General features: G+C 50.0%; 24 protein-coding genes and 1 pseudogene. 7 read left to right on the top strand and 18 right to left on the bottom strand.

Annotated features, from left to right (window positions below):
* The first annotated feature begins 246 nt into the window (after positions 1-246).
* The gene (gene trmL / locus O3276_RS11240) at positions 247-711 is read left to right on the top strand and encodes a tRNA (uridine(34)/cytosine(34)/5-carboxymethylaminomethyluridine(34)-2'-O)-methyltransferase TrmL (protein ID WP_269675699.1); all 465 of its coding nucleotides are present in this window, start codon (positions 247-249) and stop codon (positions 709-711) included.
* Between the two features lie 154 nt (positions 712-865).
* On the opposite strand, the gene secB is transcribed toward trmL, so the two are convergent.
* Together secB and O3276_RS11230 are read right to left on the bottom strand one after the other, a co-directional pair.
* Complete coding sequence (secB, locus tag O3276_RS11235; protein ID WP_241693370.1) at positions 866-1,372, bottom strand: protein-export chaperone SecB; 507 nt, start codon at positions 1,370-1,372, stop codon at positions 866-868.
* An 87-nt stretch (positions 1,373-1,459) separates the two neighbouring features.
* A complete protein-coding gene (locus tag O3276_RS11230; RefSeq protein WP_269675698.1) occupies positions 1,460-1,876 on the bottom strand; it encodes a rhodanese-like domain-containing protein in 417 nt (138 codons plus the stop codon).
* A 421-nt stretch (positions 1,877-2,297) separates the two neighbouring features.
* Between O3276_RS11230 and gpmM the strand changes: the two genes are divergently transcribed.
* Positions 2,298-3,830 (top strand): 2,3-bisphosphoglycerate-independent phosphoglycerate mutase, encoded by a 1,533-nt coding sequence (gpmM, locus tag O3276_RS11225; RefSeq protein WP_269675697.1) that lies wholly within the window; start codon positions 2,298-2,300, stop codon positions 3,828-3,830.
* Between the two features lie 74 nt (positions 3,831-3,904).
* Here the strand turns inward: gpmM and O3276_RS11220 are convergent, their stop codons facing one another.
* From O3276_RS11220 to O3276_RS11200, 5 genes are all read right to left on the bottom strand, one after another.
* Positions 3,905-4,471 (bottom strand): hypothetical protein, encoded by a 567-nt coding sequence (locus O3276_RS11220; protein WP_269675696.1) that lies wholly within the window; start codon positions 4,469-4,471, stop codon positions 3,905-3,907.
* A gap of 201 nt (positions 4,472-4,672) precedes the next feature.
* A complete protein-coding gene (locus O3276_RS11215; RefSeq protein ID WP_269675695.1) occupies positions 4,673-5,293 on the bottom strand; it encodes a BamJ family beta-barrel-assembly machinery protein in 621 nt (206 codons plus the stop codon).
* 154 nt (positions 5,294-5,447) lie between these two features.
* Positions 5,448-5,603 carry a hypothetical protein gene (locus O3276_RS11210; RefSeq protein ID WP_269675694.1) on the bottom strand — a complete coding sequence of 52 codons (156 nt, stop codon included), beginning with the start codon at positions 5,601-5,603 and terminating at the stop codon, positions 5,448-5,450.
* Between the two features lie 37 nt (positions 5,604-5,640).
* Positions 5,641-10,134 (bottom strand): hypothetical protein, encoded by a 4,494-nt coding sequence (locus O3276_RS11205; RefSeq protein ID WP_269675693.1) that lies wholly within the window; start codon positions 10,132-10,134, stop codon positions 5,641-5,643.
* Positions 10,135-10,220: 86 nt separating this feature from the next.
* Complete coding sequence (locus O3276_RS11200) at positions 10,221-11,123, bottom strand: hypothetical protein (protein WP_269675692.1); 903 nt, start codon at positions 11,121-11,123, stop codon at positions 10,221-10,223.
* A gap of 226 nt (positions 11,124-11,349) precedes the next feature.
* Between O3276_RS11200 and O3276_RS11195 the strand changes: the two genes are divergently transcribed.
* Positions 11,350-12,735 (top strand): L-cystine transporter, encoded by a 1,386-nt coding sequence (locus O3276_RS11195; RefSeq protein ID WP_269675691.1) that lies wholly within the window; start codon positions 11,350-11,352, stop codon positions 12,733-12,735.
* 24 nt (positions 12,736-12,759) lie between these two features.
* Here the strand turns inward: O3276_RS11195 and O3276_RS11190 are convergent, their stop codons facing one another.
* The 4 genes from O3276_RS11190 to O3276_RS11175 form a co-directional block, all read right to left on the bottom strand.
* A complete protein-coding gene (locus O3276_RS11190; RefSeq protein ID WP_269675690.1) occupies positions 12,760-14,322 on the bottom strand; it encodes a hypothetical protein in 1,563 nt (520 codons plus the stop codon).
* A 40-nt stretch (positions 14,323-14,362) separates the two neighbouring features.
* Entirely contained in the window at positions 14,363-14,626 is a 264-nt protein-coding gene (locus O3276_RS11185) for a hypothetical protein (RefSeq protein WP_269675689.1), read from the bottom strand.
* Positions 14,627-14,727: 101 nt separating this feature from the next.
* Positions 14,728-15,780: a hypothetical protein gene (locus tag O3276_RS11180; protein ID WP_269675688.1), complete on the bottom strand. Its 1,053-nt coding sequence runs from the start codon at positions 15,778-15,780 to the stop codon at positions 14,728-14,730.
* 83 nt (positions 15,781-15,863) lie between these two features.
* Positions 15,864-16,070: a hypothetical protein gene (locus tag O3276_RS11175; RefSeq protein WP_269675687.1), complete on the bottom strand. Its 207-nt coding sequence runs from the start codon at positions 16,068-16,070 to the stop codon at positions 15,864-15,866.
* A 345-nt stretch (positions 16,071-16,415) separates the two neighbouring features.
* On the opposite strand from O3276_RS11175, the gene O3276_RS11170 reads away from it, so the two are divergent.
* Together O3276_RS11170 and O3276_RS11165 are read left to right on the top strand one after the other, a co-directional pair.
* Positions 16,416-17,876: an SLC13 family permease gene (locus tag O3276_RS11170; RefSeq protein ID WP_269675686.1), complete on the top strand. Its 1,461-nt coding sequence runs from the start codon at positions 16,416-16,418 to the stop codon at positions 17,874-17,876.
* A 182-nt stretch (positions 17,877-18,058) separates the two neighbouring features.
* Positions 18,059-19,288, top strand: coding sequence for a hypothetical protein (locus tag O3276_RS11165; RefSeq protein WP_269675685.1), 1,230 nt, complete (start codon positions 18,059-18,061; stop codon positions 19,286-19,288).
* Between the two features lie 19 nt (positions 19,289-19,307).
* On the opposite strand, the gene xerC is transcribed toward O3276_RS11165, so the two are convergent.
* The 5 genes and pseudogenes from xerC to lptM form a co-directional block, all read right to left on the bottom strand.
* Positions 19,308-20,255 (bottom strand): tyrosine recombinase XerC, encoded by a 948-nt coding sequence (xerC, locus tag O3276_RS11160; RefSeq protein WP_269675684.1) that lies wholly within the window; start codon positions 20,253-20,255, stop codon positions 19,308-19,310.
* Positions 20,252-20,977: a DUF484 family protein gene (locus tag O3276_RS11155; RefSeq protein ID WP_269675683.1), complete on the bottom strand. Its 726-nt coding sequence runs from the start codon at positions 20,975-20,977 to the stop codon at positions 20,252-20,254. The genes xerC and O3276_RS11155 overlap by 4 nt, the downstream gene beginning before the upstream one ends.
* Positions 20,978-20,998: 21 nt before the next feature.
* A pseudogene (gene dapF, locus O3276_RS11150) lies at positions 20,999-21,830 on the bottom strand (diaminopimelate epimerase).
* 23 nt (positions 21,831-21,853) lie between these two features.
* On the bottom strand, positions 21,854-23,131 hold the full coding sequence (gene lysA, locus O3276_RS11145) for a diaminopimelate decarboxylase (protein ID WP_269675682.1): 1,278 nt from the start codon (positions 23,129-23,131) through the stop codon (positions 21,854-21,856).
* A gap of 56 nt (positions 23,132-23,187) precedes the next feature.
* Positions 23,188-23,352, bottom strand: coding sequence for an LPS translocon maturation chaperone LptM (gene lptM, locus O3276_RS11140; RefSeq protein ID WP_269675681.1), 165 nt, complete (start codon positions 23,350-23,352; stop codon positions 23,188-23,190).
* Between the two features lie 189 nt (positions 23,353-23,541).
* Here lptM and cyaY point away from each other — a divergent pair, with 189 nt between their 5' ends.
* Positions 23,542-23,865, top strand: a complete 324-nt coding sequence (cyaY, locus tag O3276_RS11135) for an iron donor protein CyaY (RefSeq protein ID WP_269675680.1) — start codon at positions 23,542-23,544, stop codon at positions 23,863-23,865.
* 480 nt (positions 23,866-24,345) lie between these two features.
* Positions 24,346-24,819, top strand: a complete 474-nt coding sequence (locus tag O3276_RS11130; protein ID WP_269675679.1) for a DUF29 domain-containing protein — start codon at positions 24,346-24,348, stop codon at positions 24,817-24,819.
* A 60-nt stretch (positions 24,820-24,879) separates the two neighbouring features.
* Here the strand turns inward: O3276_RS11130 and O3276_RS11125 are convergent, their stop codons facing one another.
* Both O3276_RS11125 and O3276_RS11120 read right to left on the bottom strand, forming a co-directional pair.
* The gene (locus O3276_RS11125; RefSeq protein ID WP_269675678.1) at positions 24,880-25,158 is read right to left on the bottom strand and encodes an addiction module antidote protein; all 279 of its coding nucleotides are present in this window, start codon (positions 25,156-25,158) and stop codon (positions 24,880-24,882) included.
* Positions 25,159-25,161: 3 nt separating this feature from the next.
* The gene (locus O3276_RS11120) at positions 25,162-25,446 is read right to left on the bottom strand and encodes a type II toxin-antitoxin system RelE/ParE family toxin (RefSeq protein WP_241693369.1); all 285 of its coding nucleotides are present in this window, start codon (positions 25,444-25,446) and stop codon (positions 25,162-25,164) included.
* Positions 25,447-25,545: the final 99 nt, after the last annotated feature.

Raw genomic sequence — 25,545 nt, 5'->3', positions numbered from 1 at the left:
TATTTGGTCAGTCACTATTTTTAAATCTGATTTTTAAATATTACAGGGAAATACTCAAGTATTTTGTGGTCTGTATCACAGTAAAACGTGTTGCACTTCGGTTTTCATGGGTGCGGTGTGTGCTAATTATTATGTTCTGATGAGGGGGATAGCTTTTGGGAGGCGGTCAGCGAACCCAATCCAACTAATGCCCTCTAACCCCCAGATGCTCTATCATTGCCACTCTGTCACCATTCGGATCTCCCCATGCTTGATGTTGTCCTCTACCAGCCGGAAATCCCCCCCAATACCGGTAATATCATCCGTCTCTGTGCCAATACCGGCTTTCGTCTGCATTTGATAGAACCCCTGGGCTTTGAGCTGGATGATCAGCGATTGAAACGGGCGGGTCTGGATTACCATGAGTTTGCCGAGCTGAAGATTCATCCGGACTACTCAAGTTTTCTGGAAACCGTCAAACCGGGCCGGGTGCTGGCTCTGAGCACCAAGGGAACCAGTAATTACAGCTGCTGCACCTTTCGAGAAGGGGATGCCCTGCTGTTTGGCCCGGAAACCCGTGGCCTGCCTGCAGAGATTCTAGACTCTTTGCCGAAAGAGCAGGTACTGAGATTACCCATGCTCCCGGACAGCCGTAGCCTGAACCTGTCCAATACCGTGGCGGTGATGGTTTATGAAGCCTGGCGGCAGATGGGGTTTGTTGGTGGGCGGTAAGCGTTGTTAAACCACAAAGACACCAAGGCACAAAGGAAAAGCTTGTCACTGTTACTTTGTAGCCTTACTGCCATATTGTACGCAATAAAAAGGCACAAAAGACTTCGTGTCTTTGTGCCTTTGTGGTTAAAAGCTTTTAAAAAAAAGCTATTTCTTAATTAACCGCTTCCGGCTGCTGCTTGGCAGACTGCTGTTCGCGGGCCTGCATATACAGCGCGTCGAAGTTTACTGGTGCCAGCATAAGCGGAGGGAAGCTGCCGCGCAGTACCAGGTTGTCGATGGCTTCGCGGGCATAGGGGAACAGGATGTTCGGGCAGAAGGCACCCAGGGTACGGTGCAGTTCTTCTTCATCCAGACCTTTGGCCAGGAAGACGCCTGCCTGATGTACTTCAGTCACGAAAGCGGTTTCCTTCTTATCTGAAGGGTTGTTGCCGGAACCGTTTTCCACGGTTACCGTCAGGGACAGAACCACTTCGTACAGACCTTCTTCAAGAGGGCGGTTGCTGGTGCTCAGGTCCAGTTTGACTTCTGGCTGCCACTGCTTCTGAAAGATCTCAGGGGCCTTTGGTGATTCAAAGGAGATGTCTTTCGTGTAGATTCGCTGCAACGCAAACTGCGGAGCCTGCTGTTGTTGAGAAGCCTGCTGATGATTTTCAGCCATTGTCATTTCCTTACTTTTGATGAGCTAATGATGAGCCAAGCGAATATCGCATTTTGGTAATGATCGTGCAGATTGTCCAACCAGAGCCTATTTTCGGACCACTGGCAGGTTGTCAGAGGCCCAGGTGGACATACCACCCTGTAGTCTGACCACATTGGCAAAGCCCTCGGTTTTCAGGGTTTTGCCAACACTGCCGCTGTGCTGCCCCATGGCATCCACCACAATAATGGTCTTTTCGCGGTATTTCTCCAGTTCACCGGCACGCTCCCTGATTTTTGTATAAGGAACGTTGATGGCGTTGACGATATGACCTTTGGCAAAATCTGCCTTTTCCCGAACGTCGATCACCACGCCCTGGTCCTGGTTGACCATCTGGGTCAGCTGGGCGGTGGAAACGCTCTGCCCACCCTTGCGCATTTCAGTAAAGGCCAAAGCGCTGGCCAGCGCCACCAGTGCACCAACGTGCAGGGGATGGTTAATGATAAACTCGATGAATTGTTCCATGCCGACAAGCTGTCAATCTATAAATTGAAAAGTGGCAAGTATACTGATCCCGTCTCAGGAAAGTAAGGGAATGACGACGGAAAAAAGTGCTGGCCGACTTTTTGTGCGCCTTTTGGTATGTACGGTGCGTTAGTACAAAAAGCTATCGCCAACTAAAATGACTCCATAAACGCTGTCGGTGATATTTGTGCGGAAAGTTTCAGAAAATTGCAGAGGCTTCCAGAGGATATCGCCGGTTGACGTCCCCTGGTGTGAGAGTTTGCGCTGTTCACTCAAGAGCAGGCATTGCACTGGAAACCGGCGGCAAAGCAGGTAGAATGCCAACCATTCCACTCACCATAAGGTTGGTTCAAGAGATCGCGCTGATAAGTCAGACATTCAGCCTCTGCACCAGCCTTCCCGTTCGCCAAGGTTAAGACCCATGACTGATAAGCGCACACCTACCGCCCTGATCATCCTTGATGGTTACGGCTACCGTGAAGAAAAAGACAGCAACGCCATTCTGGCCGCCAAAACGCCGGTAATGGATCGTCTGTGGCAAGAGAACCCGCACAGCTTCGTTTCCGGTTCCGGAATGGACGTTGGCCTGCCCGATGGCCAGATGGGTAACAGTGAAGTTGGCCATATGAACCTGGGTGCAGGCCGCGTGGTTTACCAGGAACTGACCCGCATTACCAAAGCCATCCGGGACGGTGACTTCTATGAAAATGAGGTGATTACCAGCGTTGTCGATAAAGCCATTCATGCCGGTAAAGCCGTTCATATTATGGGGCTGGTATCTCCGGGTGGTGTTCACAGTCACGAAGACCATATCCATGCCATGGTTGAACTGGCTGACCGTCGTGGCGCTAAAGAAGTCTATGTTCATGCCTTCCTGGATGGCCGTGACACACCGCCGCGCAGCGCTGAATCGTCCCTGGCAAGGCTGGATGCCATGTTGCAGGAAAAAGGCATTGGCCGTGTTGCCAGCCTGATTGGCCGTTACTACGCCATGGACCGTGACAACCGCTGGGATCGTGTCCAGCAGGCTTATGATCTGATCACCGATGGCAAGGCCGGGTTCACTGCCGCAACCGCAGTTGAAGGCTTGCAAGCCGCTTATGAGCGTGACGAGAACGACGAGTTTGTTAAAGCCACCGTGCTTGGTGCTGAAGCAGCCCGGCTGAACGATGGTGACGCACTGGTATTTATGAATTTCCGTGCTGACCGTGCCCGTGAAATCACCCGTGCCTTTGTTGATCAGGACTTTGATGGCTTCCAGCGCAGCCGTGTGGCCGATCTGGCCGGTTTTGTGATGCTGACGCAGTACTCTGCGGACATCAATGCTCCCTGTGCCTTCCCGCCCAGCGAACTGGTGAACACGCTGGGTGAATACATGGAGAAACTGGGCAAAACACAGCTCCGTATTGCGGAAACCGAGAAGTACGCGCACGTGACCTTTTTCTTCAGCGGCGGTCGTGAAGAGCCGTTTGATGGCGAGAAGCGAGTGCTGGTGGCCTCACCAAAAGTCGCTACCTACGACCTGCAGCCAGAGATGAGTGCCCCGGAAGTCACCGATCGTCTGATTCAGGAAATCCGCAGTCGCGAACACGACCTGATCATCTGTAACTACGCAAACTGCGACATGGTTGGCCATACCGGTGATTTCAATGCAGCGGTCAAAGCGGTCGAAGCAGTAGACGCGAGCATTGGCCGTGTGCTGGAAGCCCTGGAAGAAGTCGGTGGTCAGTGCCTGATTACCGCAGACCATGGTAATGCCGAACAGATGGAAGACCCGACCACCGGTCAGGCTCACACTGCCCACACCTGTGAGCTGGTGCCACTGGTGTATGCTGGGCCGCAAAGCATTCAGCTGAAGGATGGTATTTTGTCTGACCTGGCACCCAGCCTGTTGGCGCTGATGGGTTTGGAGCAGCCTGCCGAGATGTCAGGAAAGTCCCTGCTGATTAATTAAGCTGCTCTGTTTTTTCGATTGGAGTCTGAAGATAAGTGACAGGCTTATCTTCAGATGTTGTCGGATACCACAGGTTAAATGCCTTCACGCCGGTTTCTGTGAGGATGGCGATGGCTTTGATGATATTGGTGATAGGGGCGACCAGAGTCAGGTTCTCCCACCGAAGAATGCCTTTGTGCCGATACTGGCTGTGTATGCCAGTTTCGATTGAGTTTTACAGTGGATGAGGTGTGCAGCACTTGCAAAGCTGGTTGATCAGGGAGAGATGCCAGTAACAGATCATCAACAAAGGGAATCTCGGTAAAACCCTGCGCCAGTAAAGCATTCGGACAGAATTTAAGTAATTCTTCCGTAGTAGCCTCAAAGGTTGTCTGTTTATATTGAGTCACTTCTCTATAACAAACTGATCTTGTCGGCTGGGGCGGACATGAAGGGCTGTCATCCTTTGGCTGTGCAGTGGCCTGATGCATGAAAGAAGTAGGTTGGGCTGATGCGCACGGCAGACCGTTTGCGGTCTTGGTGGTCTTTGAGGCAGGTGAAAATGGTGGTTGTTGAGGCCTGTCTGGCATTGATTTCTGCGAAAGTTGGTCGGGCGCTGGATAGCTGCCTGACTGACCAAAATAGGAATTAAAATTATTCATCGATAGTGTACCTTTAAATCTTTTATCAGGTTATTTCGGTCTCACGATTTTTACAAAGTACCATAATAGATGAATATTTATTTTTAGTTTGATTTTAAATTCGAAAAGAAACATTTATTTCATTTGCAGTGGTTATCGAAGAACCGATGAGTTGTTCAGATCCCTGTCGGTAAAGACAGGAATCTGAAAGACCCTGATCGATCAGGAAACAATATCCAACAGTTCCACTTCAAAAACCAGCGTCGTGTATGGACCGATGGCACCACCGGCTCCACGCTCACCATAAGCCAGGTGATAAGGAACAAACAGCTTCCACTTGGAACCTGTGCTCATCATTTGCAGCGCTTCTGTCCAGCCGGCAATCACACCGGATACCGGAAATTCTGCAGGTTCTCCCCGTTGCACGGAGCTGTCGAATACGGTTCCGTCAATCAGTGTGCCATGGTAATGGGTTCTTACCGTGCTGGCACGGGTTGGTTTTTCGCCATCGCCTTCGGCCATTATTTCAAACTGCAGGCCGGATTCCGTGACCTGAACACCTTCACGTTTGGCATTTTCCGCCAGGAACTGCTCACCTTCGGCAGCAAGCACCCGAGCCTTTTCCGCTTCTTCTGCCTGCAGGCGTGTCTGCATTTCAGTAAAGGCTGCATGCAGGTCTTCGTGGGCAACAGCGCTTTCGACACCGTTCAGGGCATCTGCAAGGCCAGCCAGAACCGCATCAATCGATAAGCCCGCGATGGGGTTGGAGGCCAGCTGATCACCCATCTGGCGACCAATACCGTAGCTGACCCGCTCTTCCATGGTTTGGTAAATATCAGACATTAATTATCAACTTCTTCAGGAATTAAGCGTGGGAGTATATCACGATTAGCAGGCTATCCATTGATATCTGATGGCCAGCAATACATAAATGCCTACAATATGAGCAGATTTGGTTAATGGCTAATGTGTGCATATTTTTGGGTTAAACCCATTTTCAGGCGATGGAATTGGCAGGCTCAATCATCGCGATCAGTGTTTTGATAAAATCCTTCCCCTTGATCTGGTAATTTTTCACAGGCGGACTGGTCAATAGCAAGTCGTTAACCCTGTGCGCAAAATCATGACAGCGAACATGATTACGCAATTTCATTTGCAGATTCTCCGTCAGTGCATGAAGGCGTTGTTGTTCATAAAGCAGGTTCGTCAGGTCGTCCGGTTCTTTGGGGGGGGGCCGCAGAGGGCAGGGCGATGAACTGTCTGGCTTTATTCAGGGTCAGCAGGGAGCGCATAAACAAGCCATAAATACGCTCATTGGTGCTTTCAGGATGATTAAAAAGAATGGTGCGTGGTATGTGAAATACCGGGCCTTGCTGCAATTGTTCGGTCAGTGGATCAAGGTTATCAGCGAGGTATTCCAGCGTATTGTTCAGTAATTTGATCTCTTCATTAAACGGCAAACACCATACCGGCCGATCAACGCCGGCAACCTGGATGGCCGCTGCCTTGGCATAGGTTACTCTGTCATCAATATTAACCTGGAGCCCCATTGCTTTCATGCCCAGATCACCGTCTTTCAAATCAATATTGTAGGCATATGGCAGTTTAATCGCCCGACACCCCGGGACTCGCCAGATGACGACACCCTGGGGAATGTCTGAATCCTTGTCGGTATTCAGTGCCCGCAGTTTTTCAACGAGCGTTTCGGCAGACACTTTTGTCGTGCAGATAATGTCAATATCATTAAATGATAAGCAGCGGTTCTGTAAAAAACGTGCGTATGAGCCAGTAATCAGGATGGGTGGATTGGTATGAGAGTGGTTGATTTCCTGGATAATCGCCAGAGCTTTCAGCGTGAGCCCATTTAACTGCGGAACCTGATTGTCAGAACACTCCGGTCTACCTGTTGCTGGCCGCTCTGTTGAACCGTGCTGTAGAGTTTGAGCCGCATTGACGGTAACTGCGGCAGACGTATTTTCTGCTTTTTTGAGGTATTCCTGAAGCTGAACAGGGTGTGGGGCTGCCCCGTCGGGATTGACGGCGGATGGCGCTGGTGAGGCAGGGTTTGCATACCCGCGCCGGTTATAATTGGTCCGCCCCGGGGCAATGGCATGTTCCTGTCTGATCAGTAACTCATCCATCAGGTTGGCTGCGGAACTGTATTGTACAAACCAGCAGCCCAGGGCATGGCGCAGGTTGCTTCCCCGGGGAAAACTCTGAAGGGACTCCAAAACCTCATTCTTATGGACTTGTCGTCCATTAACCGGCCGTCCGGTGATATAGCAGTGTGCCAGGAAGAAAAAATGCAGGCGTGAGTTCTGAAATGAGCACCTCAGTGTTGTGATGGATTGCAATACCTGTTCTGCTGACACGCTCCGATGATCAATGGTCAGTTCATACTGCATCGCCATGAACTTCAATACACATTTCAGCCGCTTCGGGAGATCTTTAGCCGGTGCGCTGTTTAAGATTTGCCAGGCCGTTTGCATGATCTCCTGATCTTCGTTGACTTCATCGTACCACTGAGGTTGTTTCAACCTCTGCATCAGGTATTCAGCTTGCCTTGAAGAATGATTCCCGGAGGCTTTATCAAATGCTGCCAATACCGTCTGGTTATCCACGGTGTTGCCATTCACTTCACTGGCATGCAATGCCAGCTGAGCATAAAAAATTGCTCTTTCGAGCAACCAGTTGCCCCGTTCATAGGCCTTGATCACCGCATCCTGGCTGACCTTCCGGCCATTCAGCAGCAGGCCTCTCAGGCAACATTGTTCCTTGAAGCGTACTAACCCCAGATTTCCTTCCGGACTCTTCGGGAAGGCCCTGGCCACTGCATCCGGCGTGACCGGCTGGCCATTCAACAGCAGGCCTCTCAGGCAACATTTTTCCTTAAAGCGCGCCATCCCCAGTTGGCCTTCTGAAGTATTCGGAAAATCCCTGATTACCGCATCTGGAGTGACCGGTTGGCCATTCAATTCGATTCCCCTCAGGCAACACTCCTCCCTGAAGTGCGCTATCCCCAGTTTGCCTTCCGGACTATTTGGGAAACCCTTGACCACCTCATCCGGTGTGACCCGCTGACCTTTCAACCTCAGCCCCGTCAGACAACATTGCAGCTTGAAGTGCGCTACGGATATTTTACTCTCAGGATTATCCGGGAAAGCCTGAACGACACTATCCGGTGTGATCTGCTGGCCATTCAACAGCAGGCCACTCAGGCAACATTTTTCCTTAAAGTGTGCTACGCCCAGTTTGCCCTCCTGACTATCCGGAAAATACTTAATCACGTCATCCACCGTAAGCTGCTGGCCATTAACCGACATTCCCCTCAGACAGCATTCCGCCTTGAAGCGTGCCAGAGCCAGCCTTGCTTCAGAGGACTCATAACCCTTAATCACTGCATCGGTTGTCACCGGTTGGCCATTCAACAATAGCCCCTTCAGACAACAATGTTCTTGAAAGTGCGCTATCTCCAGCATTGCTTTAGTGGCCTGAAAATCTTTAATCACTGCGTCTGGTGTAACCCGCTGGCCGTTCAACTTCAGGCCCTTCAGGCAACATTGTTCCTTAAAGCATGCTATTCCCAGTCTACCTTCCGGATTATCCGGGAAATCCTTGACGACTGCCTCCGGTGTGACCTTCTGGCCATTCAAGGTCAGGCCCATCAGGCAACATCGTTCCTTAAAGCGGGCGATCTCCAGCGTTGCCCTGACTGCCCGAAGATCCTTAACCACTGCATCCGCAGTGACCGGCTGCCCGTTCAACGGCAGGTTGCTCAGGCAACATGACTCCTTAAAGCGCGCTAACGACAGTTTGCCTTCCCGGCTATCCGGGAAATCCTTAACCACCGCATCGGCTGTAACAGGTTGGCCATACAACGGCATTTTCCTCAGAAAACATTCCTGCTTGAAGCGCGCTATCGCCAGTTTGCCTTCCGGACTGCCCGGGAAATCCTTAACCACCGCATCCGTTGAGACCTGTTGGCCATTCACCGGTAGTGCCTTCAGGCAGCATTGCGCCCTGAAGTACGCTGCCCCCATTTTGCCTTCCGGATTATTCGGGAAATCCTTGATCACCGCATCCGGTGTGACCTGTCGGTCATTCAACAGCCAGCCATTCAGGCAGCACATCGCTTTGAAGCGTGCCTGCTCCAGTGCTGCCCTGGCCATCTGAAAACTCTGGATTATCGCATCGGGTGTGACTGGCTGGCCATTTAATGGCAGGTTCTTCAGAAAACATTGCTCCATAAAGTAAGCCAGTTCCAATTTTGCCCCGGCCATTTGAAAATCCTTAACGACTACATCTGCGGTGATCGGCTGGCCATTCACCGGCAGGCGGTTCAGGTAGCATTGCGACTTAAAGCGCGCCAGCTCCAGTATTGCCCCGGAGGCATGAAAATCCTGAATCACCGCGTCCGTTGTGACCGGCTGGCCATTCACCATCAGGTCTCTCAGGCAGCATTCTGCCTTGAAGCGCGCTATCTCCAGCATTGCCTTGATGGTCTGAAAGTCACTAATCACTGCATCTGCTGTGACCGGCTGGCCATGCAATGGCAGCTTCCTCAGGCAGCATTCCTCTTTGAAGCGAGCTATCCCCAATTTGCCTTCATGGCTATCAGGAAAAGCCCTGACCACCAGATCCGGTGTGACTGGCTGGCCATTCAATAGCAGGCCTTTCAGGCAGCATCGCTCTTTAAAACGCGCCAGCTCCAGCGTTGCGCTGGCTGCCTGGTAATCCCTGGCTACCGCATCCGTTGTGACCGGCCGCCCGTTTAACATCAGGCCCTTCTGGCAACATTGTTCCTTAAAGCGGGCCAGCTCCAGTGTCGCCCCGGCTGCGTGATAATCCTGAACCACAGCTTCTACTGTGACCGGCTGGCGATTCAACGACAGACCGTTCAGGAAACATCGCTCCTTCAGGCGCCCTATCTCCCGCATTGCTCTGGCTGCCTGATATTCCTTGACTACATCATCCTGTAACACTGGTTTGCCATTCAACATCAGACCCTTCTGCCAACACAGTTCCTTAAAACGTGCCAGCTCCAGTGTTGCGTTGGCTCCCTGATAATCCTTGATCACCGCATCCGGTGTTACTTGCCGACCATGCAATGCCAGGCCCAGCAGGCAACATTCCGCTTTGAAGCGCGCCAGCTCAAGCATTGCCTGGATTGCCTGGAGATCCTTAACCACCGCCTCCGGTGTCACCTTCTGGCCAAGTAACAACAGGCCCTTCAGGCAACACTCTGCCTTAAAGCGTGCTATCGCTAATTTGCCCTTATTGTTTCGACCCGGTTTTCGGTTGAATTCTTGGATGACCCGATCCGGCGTCACTTTTTTATTGCCAGCCAACACATTCTCCAGGCAGAGTCTTTGCAGAAAAAAGCCACTTCTGATCGACGTTGTATCATTGCCAAAGGCGGTAAGCACTTCAGCCACAGTAATTACACGTCTTGGTAACTGTTTATTTTGCCAAAAGGCTTCTTCCAGTTGCCTGGCATAATCCGGGGTGGAGGCTTTGCCTTTACCTTTATAAGACTGACGGTTTGCGAACACTTTTACCTGCGACACTTTTACCAGCGACACTTCTACCATTAAATGTACTTCTACCGTTAAATGTACTTCTGCTGCGATCAGGAGGCCTGCCTGAACCGGCTTCGCTGTTACCGGCAGAGACGCGCTGGGCATAGGTTGGTACCGTTGTTTTCAGAATAAAACCCTGAACAATCAGACTTTAAATAACGCCTTTGACCACAAAATGATTATTAGGTTCATCAGCCAACCTGTAAAAGCGCCATAAATGCTTTGTTGCCAAACTCAACATCTAAAAACTGCACGACGCTGGCTGGCAATGACCTCACCACGCGATCTGACCTGCCACCATGGCTGAGAGAAAGAAAATCATGGAGCAGATTGAGCATATTGCTGTTGGTCAGTGATGAACTGATTCTTTTGCAGGATGCAAGCCTGGATGGACTGATTGACTTATGTTCCAGCCAATATCTCTCTTCAACCGTTTCGATACAGACAGAAAAAGCGATGAGTAAGTCTGCTTCCTGCATGGGATTAATCTCAACGGGACCCTGCAAATTTTCAGATGGCAAGGAGTTGCCTAAAATCTGTTTGCCAAGGTCTTGAACTTTTTTCCCAAGAGGTTCAGGACAGACGAGAAAGTTCCAGTATTCAATGAGGGATTGCTTGACCTCATGGTAAGGTGCCAGACGCTCAATCCCTGTTATTCCCCGATTGTGCAAAAATAATAAAAGATGGAGATAAACATAAACCGGCTCTCCAACGACTCCACCGAACTTTGCACCTAAACCTTCGATATGCTGCTTTCTGTTGTCAATAAGCTGAGAAAGCGAAGGAAGCTTGCCACGTCGGGCCTCGGAAAAGATATTTTTCAGTACAGGAATACGAACATGATGTTTGTAATAACGTTCTATTTGATGAAAATCGGTTCCCGTAATTCTTTGCAGCTGAGCGATCTGACCAACCAGCGAACTCATATGACTTGGCAATGCAACCGCTGACACTCTGCTTGATGGAAAAACCTGATGTACTTCATAGGAACCAATCGTCCTTTCCGGTGCAGAAGCACTCATCCGGCTCTCTGCAAGACCGACTTCTGGTTGAGAACTGTTCCGGGAAGAGTCAACTAATGGAGGTTCTGACATCCGTTTTGCACCAGGAACCCGGTGCCCGACAGACGAGTGATAATGAGTATCCATGATATTTAAGTTTCAATTGCCAGGGTTGTTGTCTTAAATTCCTTGCTCCCATGTAAATCCTTATCAACAGTGCCTATTCTAGCCGACTCTGCTGTTTGACAAGTTCGCTGTCAGGATTGGTAAATGACCGGGCTTCATTGATAGCACCTGAAACAGGAAAGGACCAGGAACCATGTCTTTAGCAGTACTGACCAATATTTTCATCATGGTAGCGTTGCTCTATCTGCTCTACCGTTTCCAGAAACACTGCCTGCCGTTCAGCTGGCAAGTATTTATCGCCCTGGGTATGGGCGTGGGTTACGGAGCCTGTTTACAGCTTTTTTATGGTTACCCTTCTGAGACCCTGACCGAGTCCATCAACTGGTTCAATATTGTTGGCAACGGCTATGTCAGTCTGTTGAAGATGATTATTGTACCCCTGGTCATGGTCTCTGTGATCTCGGCTATCCTGAAGCTGAAAGGTGCTGGCACCCTTGGCAGGATCAGTGGCTGGATTCTGACATTGCTGATGGTCACCGTGTCTATTGCGGCCGCCATTGGTATTATTTCCGCCCTGGGTTTTGGTTTGAGTGCCGAGTCCATTACCTCCGGTGTGCGTGAAGCGGCTCGCGGGGAGCAGCTGCTAAACACGGTGACCAGCATAGAAAACCTGTCCATTCCCTCCATGCTGATCAGCCTGATCCCTGCTAACCCGTTTATGGATATGACCGGAGCCCGCAGCACTTCCATTATCGGCGTGGTGATTTTCTCTGCTTTTATCGGTGTCGCGGTGCTGAGTCTCCATTCTGAGCAGCCCGAAGAGCCCCGCCACTTTGAGCGAACCGTTAACGCTGTCCACGCCATTGTTATGCGTATCATGACGATGGTATTGAATCTGACCCCCTTCGGTATTCTGGCCTTAATGACCAAAGTGGTGGCAGGCAGTAACGTCACCGACATACTGCAACTGCTTCAGTTTGTGATTGCCTCTTATGCAGCGCTGCTTGCCGTGCTGGTGGTTCACCTGATTATGATAACCATGGTGGGTGCCAACCCCATCCGGTTCATCAGGAAAACCCTGCCGGTACTGATCTTTGCCTTTACCTCCCGGAGCAGTGCGGGCACCATGCCGCTGACCATTCAGACTTTGACGAAGGGCCTCGGGGTTTCCGCAGGCGTGGCCAACTTTGCCGCATCTTTCGGTACCACGATTGGGCAGAATGGTTGTGCGGGCATTTATCCGGCCATGCTGGCGGTGATGATAGCCCCCACCGTGGGTATTGACCCAACCAGCCTCAGCTTTATTGACACTCTGATCGTGACCATCGCTATCGGCTCGTTTGGCGTGGCCGGTGTGGGTGGTGGCGCAACCTTTGCGGCACTGATTGTGCTCTCGGCTCTTGGCCTTCCTGTTGAACTGGCGGGTCTGTTAATTTCCATTGAGCCGGTGATTGATATGGGCCGGACTGTCGTCAATGTCAGTGGTGCCATTACCACCGGCTTTGTCAGTGGTCGAGCCATGGGCGAGGTGGATATGGACACCTTCAACCGCACGGCTTCCCTTGAACTGAATCAGTGAATGCGGTGGATTTTTTTCCGGGAATCAATCCGGTAACTCCGCCGGGTTATCCGGATGATTTGCCAATATCTTATTCAATGTTGACTTTATGCTATTCAGTGGCCTGCTGACATAACCATTGCCACTATCAAACATGTGTAACGTCCTCTCTTCAAAGGTATTACCTTCTATTGCTCTTGGCAGGGCATCGATGGATTTTTTGTATTCACTGATAATGCCCCGTCCTTCTTTCTCTATAGTTTCAATCAGGAAGATGAGCTGCTCTATAACGTCCAAATGCCCGGGGTCGACAAGGGAGTAGTTAACCTCGGGACATAACTCGCCATCGATCCTCTTTTTTGAATCGTATTCAGCCAGACCAGAAGACTCAAACTCTTTCGCGAGCAACCGAACCGCCACGTTATAATTTGTGCAGGCCTTTAATAAATCAAAATTTCCTTTATCCTTTTGCATAATCGTATAGTCAGCTATTTTTCTGTGAATCTCCCGCTTTCCTGACGTGTATTTTTCTGTTTTTATCATATTCATCAGTCTCGATACCAAATTGCGGAAATAAAAAATAATCCCGTGATGGCAATCTTGAGGCAGTGGTGAGTTGCCTTTCTGATTGATGCTGTTGATAGATGCTTTATCAATCTTTTTAAAAGAGAGTGATTCATAGATTTCAACACGACTTATGGATTTTTTAACTGTCCCGCGAAGGCATTGGTCAATATGCCTCTCGATATTGATCAGCATATCCCCGGATTCACAAATACGCTCGAAGGCACTCATATTATTTTCGATCCAGAGAACAAATTTTGGACTCAATTGAATGCCTGAACCGGAAAAAAGATTCTTGCGATGACCATCAGCATCGACCCAGGCCATCCAAAAGGCAAAGTTCTTCAACATAAAAATTTCAATATACGTCCTCAACGATGGGTTAAACTCATACTTATTTTTATACCAGTCAGGTGCTTTGTCCGGATCATAAGTAATAAACTTGTTAATTATTACCTCGGATACGGAGCTACTACATGGACGACGGATCTTTTTCGCTATCTCACGGATCACCTGACCATTGGTAAATCGATAGGTCTTCTGGTCAGATTTTAAGAGACTGTTCGTGGTGGAATCCCGAGACATGCTATCAGAGGTCAAAGAGTAGTGAGACTTTCTGTCAGCAGAGGACCTTCTATCAAGAGAAGACGTTGTTCCTATGGAGCCTGAACCGCAGAAGGATCTGTCGCTGATGCTTGTATCCGAAGTAAAATTTCCACCGCCAATGTCTTCTGCCCCATTCACTGATGACTGGTTCGTGGGTAAACTCTGAAATCGGATGCTGAAAGATTTCCTGTTATCCTCGTCGTCCAGAGAGGTGAAATTCAAGGCAGGTTGAATCTTTACGACTATCCTGCCCTTTTTTAGGGAAATTTTATTCTCAGGCAGACTACCAGTGAATGTTACCACTTCCTCTATACGGCTAACCTCATAGGGGCCCAGAGATCCGGAACTTGCTGCGTCAGCATTCGTTTGAGTTGATTTATGAACAGGAGTTTGTCCTGAGAGATCCACCAATTCAGTTTGATTGATGACCGCATCCATAAATGATTTGCTTCTCCTTGAGCAGCAGGAACCAACCCGGTTAATCTGTCAGGCTGACTGAATGATTTTTCAATACGGTAGTCAATGTTGACTTTATGTCCTGTAATGGCTTACTGGCATTACCATTATCAGACATATTTAACACCCTTGCCGCAAAGCTCTTACCTTTTACCGCTCTTGGCAGGGTGTCAATACAGGTTTCGTAGTCACTGAGAATGGCTCTGCCTTCTTCTTCCAGGGCCTCAATCAGGACACGTAATTGCTTTATCACATTCAGGTCTTCGGGTTCGAACTCGACGTCCAACGGTTCATCTGCCCTCCTTTCTGAATCGTATTGAGCCAAAGCAGTCAGTTCATATTCTCTCTTGATCAGTCGAACCGCTAAATTAAAGTTTACGCAGGCATTTAATAAATCAAAATTCCCTCTCTTTTTTCCAGAATCGTATGGTCGGCTATTTTCCTGGCAATCGCTGCCTCGTCTCTATTGTATTTTTTCGATTGTATTGCAGACTCTAATTTCGAGATCAAGTTGCTGAAATAGAAAAAAATGGCAGAAGAGCAATCAGATAACAGTTGTGCATCTCCACTTCGACTTTTGTTTTTGATGGATTCTTTATTACTTTGTTTAAAAGACAGCGTTTCATAAAGCGTAACACGATCTATGGGATTGGTTCTGGTTGACCCACGAAAGCATCGGTCAACCTGGCTTTCGACACTGGTAAGCAGATTCGCAGCTTCACAAAGACACTCGAAGATACTGGTGTTATTTTCAAACCGGAATACAAATTTTGAACTCAACGGATAACTCGAAAGGTCAGCCGGGCCTGTAAAAAGATTCATGCCTTTACCATTCGCATCACACCAGCCCATGCCATTGGCAGCACTTTTCAAAATGAAACTTTCAACATTAGTGATCAAAGACCTTATATGAACGTATTTACTTTTGTACCAGGGAGGTACGCTGCTCGGATCATAAGTGATCAGCCTGCTAAATATCATCCTGGATACAGAGGCTTTACGCGGACCCGGGACACTTATCATGTCAGCGATCTCGCAAATCTTATGGCCATGTCTGAATAGAACGTTACTGGCAGAATTCAAAGAACTGCTGTTAGAGTCCATAGAATAGCAAGACTCTCTAGGAGAAGCGTTTTTATCAAGAGAAGACGATGTTACTGTCAAGGCTGAACCGGGAACAAACCCTTCAGAGACGCTCGTATCCGAAGATATCGAATCTTCTCTCATGGCTGGCAGGACCGGTTGCCTGATAACCCTCTGAACATGAGCTGCTGAAGGGCTATCAATACCGGAATCTCCAGAACTGTGAGATCCGGAAGCAGTATTCACTGGTGTTGACTCACTGTTGTCCACATTGGCAGATTCAACATAGTAATCCCAGTCAAAGTCTTCTCTGCCATCCGCTTCTGCTTCTGTCAGGTTTGCGGATGTCTGATTCACGGGTAAGCTGCGAAATCTGATGCTGAAAGATGTGCCATTGGCCTCTTCGTTCTGGGCGGTAACATTCAACGTCGGATAAATCTTCACGACGACTCTGCCCTTTCTACCGTAATTTCCTTATCAGGCAGACAGCCGGTAAACATTACCACTTCATCAATATCTATACGACTGACGTCATAAGGCCCCAAGGATCCGGACGCTTCTGCTTCAGGCTCCGTTTGAGTTGATTTGTGAACGGGTGTTTGACCAGAAAGGCCGGGTAATTCAGTGTAATTGACAACCGTATCCATAATGATCTGCTTCACTCTGACTGTCAGCATTCAAGTGGATTTTCGACTTTAAAGCATAACGTCTGCCGGATAATCTGCATATATTCTTTGTTTTTTTTGTTAAATCGGGTTGGTCAACCCGATAGCAGGAAAATTTCCCAAATCACCCAGCAGCAACCGGGACATGGCCTGAAAGTTCTTTCCAGTTGTTCTGGGATAAAGTGGGTGCCAGATTGGTAAACCCCAAAACTGCGCAACCATCAACGGGAAGTAACAGGTGAACAGTCCCTTCATTGACACAGATCAATATCTGCATACCCGAAAATAAAAGACACTATTCGTACAAACCGCAATGGATCTGATACTGTGACTAAAAACAATACAGCCTTTAAACGATCTTCACCCGGTGCGCTCTATTGGCTCTCCCTGTTTGCGGGGCCAATGGTCTTACTGCTCACGCTGGTCATACCACCACCTGCCGGTATGGAGCAACCGGCCTGGTATATGGTGGGTGTGGCAACCATGATGGCGATCTGGTGGGTATCGGAGGTAGTGCCCATCCCTGTGACCTCATTGCTGCCAATGATATTGGTGCCACTGCTGGGCATCGCCAGCATCAAGGAAGTGACGGCACCCTATGCGCACCCAACCATCTATCTGTTCTTTGGCGGTTTTATGCTGGGCATGGCTATGGAGCGCTGGAATCTCCATAAACGGATTGCCCTGCATATCATGCTGAAAACTGGAGTACGGCCTGACCGCCAGATTGCCGGCTTTATGATTGCCACGGCCTTTTTGAGTATGTGGGTGTCCAATACCGCCACCAGTGTGATGATGCTGCCGATTGGTCTGTCCGTTGCCTCCATGGTAAGCGGCAACAATGAAGGTGAAAACAGTGCATTTGCCAAAGCGTTACTGCTGGCCATCGCCTACAGTGCCAGTATTGGTGGACTGGCAACCTTGATCGGTACCCCTCCCAATGCCCTGCTGGCCGCCTTCCTGTCTGAAAACTACAACATGGAAATTGGCTTTGCCCAGTGGATGATGGTGGGCCTGCCCATGAGCCTGTTGATGTTGTTGATTGCCTGGGTCTGGCTGACCCGCTTTGGTTTCAAACTGTCCACCGAAGAGAACCCTGAAGCCAGAACGGTATTCCGTGAGCAGCTGAAAGTACTGGGCCCAATGAGTCGTGGCGAAATAACGGTTGCCATTATCTTTGCCATCACCGCCATTTCCTGGATTACGAGACCTTACCTGAAGGCGTTTATTCCCGGTCTTTCTGACACCATTATTGCCATTGCCGCGACCATCAGCCTGTTCATCATTCCGGTGAAGCACGATAAGCGTGTTTATGTCATGTCCTGGGAAAAGGCTCGGGAAATCCCCTGGGGTGTTCTGCTGCTGTTTGGTGGTGGTCTGACTTTGGCAGCGCAGATCAAAAATACCGGTCTGGCCGGCTGGGTGGCCGAAGCCATGACGATTGCCAATGGTCTGCCGGTGCTGCTGGTCGTTGCCTTCGTGGTGACCGTTATCACCTTCCTGACCGAACTGACCAGCAACACCGCAACGGCTGCCGGCTTCCTGCCATTGATGGGTGCCCTGGGTGTGACCCTGGGCATTGATCCGGTGATGCTGGCAGCACCGGCGGCCCTTGCCTGCAGCTTTGCCTTTATGATGCCCGTAGCAACTCCGCCAAACGCCGTGGTGTTTGGCTCAGGAAAACTGGCAATAACCGATATGATGAAAGCTGGCTTTGCCCTGAATATTATGGGTATTTTGCTGGTGACACTGGTGGGTTATTTTCTGATTGGTGCCAGCCTGGCCTGAATCGACTGTCGGATTTAGCACAGACCCGCCGTTTAATTCCGACAAAATCCAATTAGGCTGTCTGGGAATAGACAGCCGCTGCTGCGGTAACAGTAAATTCCGGACAGCCTCCAAGTGAACGGCTTTCAATCCGAGTTGTCCAATGCTTGAAGTCAGTTACTTTTTTGCAAGGAACGACAGCAATGCAAGCATCAGCCTCCCAAAGCAGTGACTCGAAAGCAGCTCATGGTTTACCATTGCCCACATCGGAAGCAGCCCAGTCAAATCGCCCCAAAAGTATTGACGCTCCGTGCTGGCGTGGCTTTTCGACCAGGGTTGAGGATATCGCAGAAAATGCCCGGTTTCTCAACCAGGTCGTAGCGACAACTCGCAATGAAGTGGCAGGAAGCAGTCATCTCGTCACGGACTTTAGCATACATTATCCCAGTCTGAGGCCAGTCGATCTGGTAAGGATGACACTGCATCGCGGTCCTTTTGTTACCGGGCAAGTGAAAAAAATGCATTTGGGCTACCAGTGTTTACAGGGAATATTTCGACAAAACCATGATCTATCCAACATCAGAACTAGCGATATATATTTCAAGTTCTCTTCAAAAAACGGTTTTGGTGATTGTGGTCCCCAAGTTTATCAGTGCCGGAAAAACTTGTTAAAAGCAGGTGTTCCCGCTGATATTATCTGGGCGCTCCATTTTGCTAACAGACGCAACAGTGATACTCCACATGATGGGCATTGTATGCTGCTAATTGCCGATAACCAGTCTATGGAGCGGTTGTTTGATCAAATGAATACCGTTACCGCTAAATACGGTGTTGAACATAAAAATCGACCTGAAATTGCCATGGATGTTGCGGATTTTTTTTTCTTGTTACAGGAAAAACTACCAAGTTTGATTTTTGTCGATCCTTTTAATGATCGGATCATTCCAAGTAATGGGTTAAATACTACCCCTGTAGAAATTTTTCTCACATTTGGGTTACGCGGAGACTACTCTGTTTCTTTTACAGGGAGTAATGATTACCCCCCGATTTCCGATGATGAGCTTGAATTTTTTGAGCGGAAAATCAAGGGTGATAAGAAAGCGGTAAAAGCTATGCAGGATATTAAAACGGTAGTACATAATATTAAGTTAATCGGTTTAATCGACGCCTCAGAGATTGCTTTACGACTTAAACAAAAGATAACCGTCAGTATCGGCAAGTCAGAATTTGGCCTCGCTTTTCGTCAATGCGCTTATTATAAAGCCAACAGCGTATTCGATTACTTGTATGATCATGCAGGCGAGCTGGATTTTGATCTTGATTCATCCGGAAATTCTGGCAATACTGCGCTGGATTACGCCAAAAAAGCGGGTAATTCCCATGCCATGGCCCGATTGGAAACATTAAAAACTGCCTGTTCCGGATCAACCTGAATCAAATGAATTCTTGCATTCAGTCGTCTTTCTTCTTCGCCCTTGGGTGAGCCTTATCATACACCGTGGCCAGATGCTGAAAATCCAGATGGGTATAGATTTGGGTGGTGGAGATATCGCTGTGCCCCAGCAGTTCCTGAATTGAGCGCAGGTCACCGCTGGATTCCAGCAGGTGGCTGGCAAACGAATGCCTCAGCATGTGGGGATGAACCCCCACCGGCATGCCCGCTTCCCGGGCAAACTCCCTGATACGATTCTGAATCTGTCGGGTACTGATGCGCCTGCCCAGCTTTGACAGAAACAGGGCGCTACCACTCTCACCCCGAACCAACTGTTCCCGAAAAGTGAGCCAGTGTTGAATTGCCTGCCGGGCTTTGCTGCCCACCGGGATCATCCGCTCTTTGCTGCGTTTCCCAAGCACTTTCACCTGGGAAAACCCATTGGAAAAGCTGTCCAGGTTCAGTGCCGCCAGCTCGGCCAGACGCAAACCTGACGAGTAGAAGAGCTCCAGGATGGCCAGATCACGACACTTCAGCGGATCACCCTCCGCCTGACCACACGGGTCATCCAACAGGTGATTGACCTGGTCGGCATCCAGCGTCACCGGCAGCGGTCGGCCGGTTTTCGGTGCCCGAAGCCGTTGCGCCGGGTTACTGGTTACCTCACCCCGGGTTAACAGGTAGTGATAAAAACGACGAAGTGATGAGATCAACCGCTGCAGGCTGCGACTGGATAACCCCTCTTCGTGCCAGAGTCCCAGCCATTGCTTTAACTGCTTCTCGGTAATCGTTGCCCACCCCTGAATATCACTGGCGGTAGCCTGCTGCATCACACGGGCAAGATCACGTTGATAGGCCGACAGCGTATGGGGTGAGTGCTGCTTTTCATAGCGGAGGTAATCCAGAAAAGCCGCTATTGATGGCTGCAGGCTGTTATTAACCGGAGAATCGGAAGAAGAGTGATTCATGAATGCAGCTGTCGAGCCAGAATTCGACTCAGGATATCGCCCAGGTAACTGATAAACAGGGTGCCCATGCTGGCCTTGAAATGCTGTTTATCCTGACTGCCCAACGCCAGAACCCCAAGCTGCTGTGGTTCACTGAGGGCATAGTTCAGGGGGGCAATGGCCACCGAGCCAACATGCTCGGCCTGCTCCTGAAACAGGAAGTCCAGCTCGGCCTGAGTCACCTGGCCACAAATGGCTTTGCCACTGGTCATGATGGAACCCAGGGCTTCCATCACCACGTCGGTATGTTCAATCCTGACGGGCAGGTTCATCGGCTGGTCACTGAACAGAATCAGCGAATGGAATTCAATACCAAACTCATGGTTAAGGCTGTCACCGATCACTTCCACCAGTTGTTCCAGATCCCTGCTCTCCAGCAGGGCCAATACCAACAGCCGCATACGCTCAAACAGCTTTTCATTGGTTTTGGCATTGTCCGCCAGGCGGACCAGCTGGTGTCGGTAATCCAGGGCCCGTTCCCGCAACAATGCGACCTGACGCTCAACCAGCGAGATCGCATCCCCACGCTGATGGGGCAGGGTCAGATCCAGCAGCAGATCGTCACGGCCCACAAAAAAATCGGGATGCTCTTTCAGAAAGTTGGCAACCTGCCTGGGTTTCAGAGCTTTCGGCTGATCCGGCGCTTGCTGTTCCCTGTCTGATTCGACAATCTGTTCGGTCATGGTCTCTGGCCCTTAGCGGATTTATAGCCGGGTGTATCCTTCATAAACCCGGGTTGCTGCGCCTGTCATCATAACCGGACTGCCCTCTCCCGGCCAATAAATAGACAGGCTACCACCGGGCAAGTTCACTTTAACGGTATCGCCCAGCAAACCTTGCAGGCGTCCTGCCACCACAGCGGCACAGGCACCGGTGCCACAGGCGAGGGTTTCACCAACGCCGCGCTCAAATACCCGCAGGTTAATTTCATCGGTACTGAGGACCTGCATAAATCCGGCGTTACATTTCCGGGGGAAATCCGGATGGGCTTCAATCATCGGCCCCCAGGTGTCCACGGGAGCCCTGTGCACATCATCCACCCGATAAACGCAGTGGGGATTGCCCATGGATACGGCAGAAACCTTCGATAACCTGGCCATCAACCGTCAGGGGATAGGTCACTGAACGCTGCTGCGCATTAAACGGCACCTGTTCAGGGTCCAGCCTCGGCATCCCCATATCCACGCAAACCTCGCCATTGCTCTGAATCGTCAGCTCAATGTTGCCCCCGGCGGTTTGTACCCGGATCCGGTCTCTGCCGATCAGCTTTTTGTCCCGAACAAAACGGGCGAAACAACGGGCCCCATTGCCACACTGCTCCACTTCACTGCCATCGGCATTAAAGATGCGGTAGCGAAAGTCCATATCAGGATTGGTCGGGGGCTCAACCAGCAGCAACTGGTCAAAGCCGATCCCAAACCGCCGGTCCGCCAGGCGGCGGATTTTTTCCGGCGGCAGGCGCAGGTTCTGGGACACCATATCGACCACCATAAAGTCGTTACCCAGCCCATGCATTTTGGTGAAATGTAGCAACATATAGTTCATTCTTTCCTGATACTTTACGACGGCAGCAGGCTTTCTGAGGCAAACTGCTCGGCAACGGTTTCCCGACGACGGATCACATAAGATTGAGTACCATCAACCATGATTTCGGCGGCTCGATTGCGGGTATTGTAGTTGGAACTCATAACAAAACCGTAGGCACCCGCCGAATACACCGCCAGCAGATCACCTTCCCGGATGGCCAGATTCCGTGCTTTGCCCAGAAAGTCGCCACTTTCACAAACAGGCCCGACAATATCATACACCTGAGTATCCACATCCGCGTGCTGCGCCGTATTGGCAATAGTATGCCAGGCACTGTAGATGGACGGTCTCAACAAGTCATTCATTGCACCATCCACAATGGCAAAATGCTTCTGCTCAGTTGCCTTGATCAACTCAACGCGGGTCAGCAGGATACCCGCCTGGGCAGCAATAGACCGACCCGGCTCCACCACCAGCATCACATCGCCATAGCCCCGCTCAACAAGGCGCTGTTTGACCGACACCAGATAATCCGCAGGTGAGGGAATCGTCTCATCCTGATACTGAACCCCCAGGCCACCGCCAATATCCAGATGCTGCAAATGAATCCCCTGCGCCTGCAACTGATCCATTAATAGCAGCAGACGATCCAGCGCATCCAGGAAAGGCTCGGTGGTGGTCAGCTGGGAACCGATATGGCAATCAACACCCACCACCTCAATATGGCTCAATTCAGCAGCCCGGGCATAAACCGCAGGAGCCCGGTTAATATCAATGCCGAACTTATTATCTTTCAGGCCAGTGGAGATATAGGGGTGAGTCCGGGCATCCACATCCGGGTTGACCCGCAGGGAGATGCGGGCCACTTGATTCATCGCCAGTGCTTCTTCCTGAATATGCTCCAGCTCCTGTTCTGATTCAATATTGAAGCAGTGGACACCCACTTCCAGCGCCCGGCGAATTTCATGACGCTGCTTGGCCACTCCGGAAAACACCACCCTGGCGGGATCACCGCCTGCCGCGAGCACCCGTTCCAGCTCCCCGACCGAGACAATATCAAAGCCAGCCCCCAACCGGGCCAGAACATTCAGCACCGCCAGGTTGCTGTTCGCTTTTACCGCATAACAAATCAAGTGGGGGGTGTCAGCCATGGCCTGATAATAGGCCTGATAGCTGGCTTCCAGGGCTCGTCTGGAGTAGACATATAAAGGCGTACCATACTGGCGGGCCAGCTGTTGCACCGGAATCTCTTCGGCAAACAACTGGCTACCGGCCGCTGGTTCAGCGGGCTGAAACGTAAACCACTCCATAAGGTGACTGTTCCCCATTTCACTTATTTATTGATGTAATTAGCCAGAACTGCTCTTTATTCAACGACTGTTTCTTCCAGAGCTGCCGATGCATCAGCCAGAGATGATGCTGGTTGATAAAGGTCACCCTTTTGACCACAGCCTGTGAGCAGCAGCACGAAAAACGCAGCAGCGGCCAGAGCGGAAGTTTTCAGCCGATGGTCAGCAGTGAACAATCTCATAATCTGATCCTTAATTCTGAATAGGCCACAGTATAACTGTCTAATTAGCGATGGCTCTAGCCCGAATATTCCATAATTGAGGCAACTCGGCATGCGGTGGCAGCGCTCTCTTTTCATGGAAGGCTCTATCAGCAACGCCGGAAGCAGGCTAAAATTCCCCCATTCAGATTAAATTGCACCGAGACAGGAATGAAAGAGCGTCAATATAATGAACTTCTGGATGGCCTGATGCTGGCCATTGAAGACGCCATAGACGATGCCGAACTGGACATTGACTATGAAACATCAGCAGGCATTCTCACGTTAACCTGTGAAGACAACAGCAAAATTATTCTCAGCCGCCAGACCCCGCTGCTACAGCTATGGATGGCCGCCCGCAGTGGTGGATTCCATTTTGACTACGATGAAGAGCAGGGGGACTGGCTGCTCGATGGCCGGGGGGACACCTTTCTCGCGGTGCTTAATCGTTGCCTTACCGAACAAACAGGCGACGTTGTTCAGTTATCTATTTAGCGTTCTGCTTTCCGGGATTTGCTCCGGAATAAGTTCCGTGTTTATCTGAAGCATTAGTTAATGCCGCTGCCCGCTGCCCGCTTCCCGCAAAACTACAAGTCGCCCGTCTTTTTCGGGCAGCGGGCAGCGCTGAAACTTCATATTTATTGTCAAAATTCCCATGGCACGACATTCATGGCCTATACTCCAGCCGGTTTGTGACAGTCTCCTCTGGTATTGGTTCTTTACCATCAGGACAAGATTAGAGAACCGGAACCATCATCATCTGCTCATCTGTCTTACTAAACTCAATACCCCAGGCTGTCACCTACTCCCGGTCAATATCATCCTGATAGGCTCTGGGACGGATCAATACAATAATAAAAGCCTTCTGCTTCACTGGGTGATGACTCAGAAGCTGCGATAGAGGGTTGCAGGAGATTGCTGGAGACAACACTGAAGCTCTTAAAAAAACATCAGTAGCATCGGGAGATCATCACTATGAGTAACCTGTACAAAACGGACTTTTATCAGTGGACCCGTCAGCAAATTGATTTACTGAAAAAAAACAAGTTTCGGGCTCTGGACCTGGAGAACCTGATTGAGGAGGTAGACGACCTTGGCCAGGAAAAGGTCAACACGCTGGAAAATCATCTGACCCGGATCCTGGTGCTTCTGCTTAAATGGCATATTCGCACCTTCAAAGAAGACCTGCATGCCTTGAGTCGCTGGTACCGCAGCTGGTTTATGGTGATTGATTACAGCCTGGCAAAAGAACGGGCAATAGTTAAACGACTGTTGATGAAAAACCCCAGCTTGTATGAACTGTTGGATGAAAGCCTGCTGGAATGTTATCCCATTGCTTGCCGGGATGCTTCCCGGGAGTTGGAAATACCGGAGGATGAGTTTCCGGATACCAATCCGTGGACCATGGAGCAGATTATGACCGATGGGTTTCCGCCGGGGCCGGAGTAGGTTTTGAAAGCATGGTGAACACCAGGATTCACCCCATTGTGTGGCTATGCGATCCAGTAATTATGCTGCCACTGTCAACTTAACGCCCAGTGCTTTTAAAAGACGGTGGACAGTATCCCACTTTGGCTGCACTTTGCCATTAAATGTCTTATACAGGCTTTCCCGATTTAATCCGGTTTGCCTGGCCATTTCTGCAACTCCTTTATGCTTGACCACATCGCCAAGGGCAATAATAAAGACTTGTGGATCTTCATCAAGATAGGCTTCGGTGAGATAGTCCGCAATCTCATCATCTTGCAACATCGCAACAGGATTGAAAGGTTTCAGTTTCAGACTCATCACTCAATCCTCCAATTGATCCAATAGTGATTTCGCTTTTTTAATGTCTCTACTTTGGCTGGATTTATCGCCACCACAAAGAAGAATAACCAGCTGGCGGTTACGGATCGTGAAATATAAACGATAACCTTTGCCAATAAACACCCGCATCTCACTGATACCACCACCAATCATCCTGGTGTCGCCCAAATTCCCAGCCCTGGCTCTGGTAATACGCAGGGCAATAGCTTTGGCTGCGGTACGGTCTTTGAGCTGGCGATACCAGTCATCGAATATTTCTGTGGACACGACGTTATATTTCATTTCTACAAAGTAGCTCACAGGCTACATTGTGACAAGTAACCAGGTTGTCCAGAATTTTATGATGAACACCAGGGTTAGCCCGCC

It is taken from the genome of Endozoicomonas sp. GU-1, assembly GCF_027366395.1.
Classification (GTDB): Bacteria; Pseudomonadota; Gammaproteobacteria; order Pseudomonadales; family Endozoicomonadaceae; genus Endozoicomonas.
Note: the sequence above shows the minus strand (reverse complement) of the source record. Positions and strands in the feature narration are given on the sequence as shown.